This is a genomic window from Streptomyces sp. bgisy130, from assembly GCF_057708345.1.
The window spans coordinates 1-2,305 of the sequence record NZ_JBYISA010000099.1 but is presented as its reverse complement, the minus strand read 5'-3'; the positions used below and the strand labels follow the sequence as shown (position 1 = coordinate 2,305).

Sequence of the window (2,305 nt, the reverse complement as noted above, 5' to 3'; positions counted from 1 at the left end):
GCGAACATGCTGCCGCGGGCCGTCGTGCCGACCCCGCCGCCGACCCTGCCGCCGGCCGCGGTCGCTCCGGTCGCCGGTGGCGCGGCCCGGCCACCCGAGTCCGCCGGACGCACGCTCGTCATCTGCGCAGCGAGGTGGTGTCGGCGTCGACGACTGTTTCGCCGCCCGGCTCCGGGCCGGTGGGGGGCGGCGGGCCGGGCCGCGGCGGCGGTGCCACCACGGCGGCACGTAGGCGGCCCCGGCGGGGCTTGCGGTGGGCCGGTCCGCCGTCCGTCAGCCGGCGCAGTGACGTCCCGCGGCTGCCCATGTCCAGGACGGCTCCCAGGATGTGCCCGCCGGCGCCGGTGATCAGCTCCCACACCCGGTCCAGGTCGTCCCGGCGGACCTCGTTGAGATCGCAGACCACCACGACGCCGGACACCTGCTTGGCGACGGCCAGCCCGTCCGCATGCGACAGCAGCGGCCCCGTGACGACCACCACTTTCTCATTCGGGCCCAACGGCTTATTCATCAGCCGCACGAACTGCGGCGAGGACAGGGCACGCGCCGGGTTGGGTACCTCCTGTCCGGGCAGCAGATCCAATCGCCCGTCCGCGCCCGCGTTCACGGCGAGCCGCTCGCCATCCGCCCAACTGCCCGGCTCCGGATGGTCGTGACCGGGGTGCAGCGGGAGCTGCTGGGCGAGCCGGGGCGTGCGGAGATCGGCCTCGACCAGCAGGATGTCGTTGCCGATCTCGGCGAACGCACCGGCCAGGTTGGCCGCGACGGAGAGGGCGTCCGCGTCCTCCCGGGGGGAGACGATCAGCAGACTTCCCCGTCCCGCGAAGCGCTGGTCATGCACCAACCGGAAAGCGATCGTCCGGTACGCCTCCGCCCGGTTGCCGCGGCCGGTCCGTCCAACCTCCAGCAGTTCCTCATCGCCCCGCCGGCGCGGCAGTATGCCGAGGACCGGTGCCCGCAGATTGTCCTGCACATCCGCCACCGACCGGACCCGCGGCTCCAGCACCGAGCGGACCCAGGCCGCCAGGATGCCCAGCACCAGCCCGACCACGGCCCCGGCCAGCAGCAGGACCACGAGTCCGGGGCTGGACGGGAAGGCCGGCGGATCGCCCTTGCGGACGATGTCGCCGGGCGTGGTGTCGAGGGACTTCAGGCTGGAGATCCGCCCCTGAAGATCCGCTATCTGCGACGCCACGTTGTTCCGCTCGGAGTCGTCAGTGGCCCGCCCCGATGTGCCGCCACCGTTGGTCGCTCGCCGGTCCAGCTCCTCGCGCTGATCCTCCACGGTCTTGAGTTCGGCGCCGAGCTTGCTGACCGTCGAGTCGATCCGCTGCTTCGCGGCCGCCTCCCGGTAGTCGAGATACGCCCGCACGAAGGCGTTGACGAGAGCGGCCGCCCGGTCCGGGGAGTCCGCGTCGTACTCGAACATCAGGGTCTGGGTCTCGGGCGGATTGCTCACCCGCAATTCGCGCTGGAGCTTGGCCGGAACCTCGTGCAGTTTGAGGGACTTGGCCGCGCTGGCCGCGACCGAGACGCTCTGTGCAATCTGCCGTTCGGTGCCCATGCTGATCTGCTTGTCCACCGAGACGCCGCCGGCCTCGAAGGGCGCCGTACTGATCGCATGCACCACGACCTCGCCGGTCGCCGTGTAGGTCGAGCCGCCGAGCAGCGACACGGCGCCGCCGCCGAGCATGCCCAGCACCAGCCCCAGCACGACCAGGGCTCGATACCGGAAGAGCTGGCGCAGCTGGTCGCGGATCTGGTCCGGCTGCTCCGCGGGCTCGTCGAAGACGCTCACGTACGTGCTCCTCTTGTGGAGAGATGTGGGGCGGCGCAGTGCGCTGGGGACGTCGGTGCGCACGCGGGGTCGTCCACGGACGGCGGAGGGGTCCGCCGCCCCGGCTTACGGGTGATCAGTAGCGGGATGCAGACCAGCAGGGCGAGCGGGCCGACGATGGCCATCAAACTGCCGCGCAGCAGGACCAGTTGGTAGAAGCCGAAGGCCGGCACCAGCAGCGCCGCGAGGGTGCCCGAACGGTGCCGCAGCCGGTGCCGGATCTCGTCGATGCGCCGCCCCAACGCGCCGATCAGGCCGAACACGGCGATGACCGACGGGAACCCGGCCCACATGTACGACTCGATCCACAGCGGCGCGGAGAGGTTGTCGAAGGCGTAGCCGGCATGCCGGGCGAGCAGGATGCCCGCGTCGTCCGGCTTGCCGGGCCAGGCGTCGCGTGGCACGAAGAACAGCGGGGGCCCCAGCGCGGCCGTCGGCGTGAAGCCGTGCGTATGGACGTAGTCCACA

General features: G+C 71.9%; 1 protein-coding gene and 1 pseudogene. Both read right to left on the bottom strand.

What is annotated here, in order from left to right:
* Nucleotides 1-118 precede the first annotated feature (118 nt).
* A complete protein-coding gene (locus AC3EUV_RS38240) occupies nt 119-1,798 on the bottom strand; it encodes a tyrosine-protein kinase domain-containing protein (RefSeq protein ID WP_435604888.1) in 1,680 nt (559 codons plus the stop codon).
* A pseudogene (locus tag AC3EUV_RS38235) lies at nt 1,795-2,305 on the bottom strand (hypothetical protein); the annotation flags it as partial. The pseudogene AC3EUV_RS38235 and the gene AC3EUV_RS38240, both read right to left, overlap by 4 nt.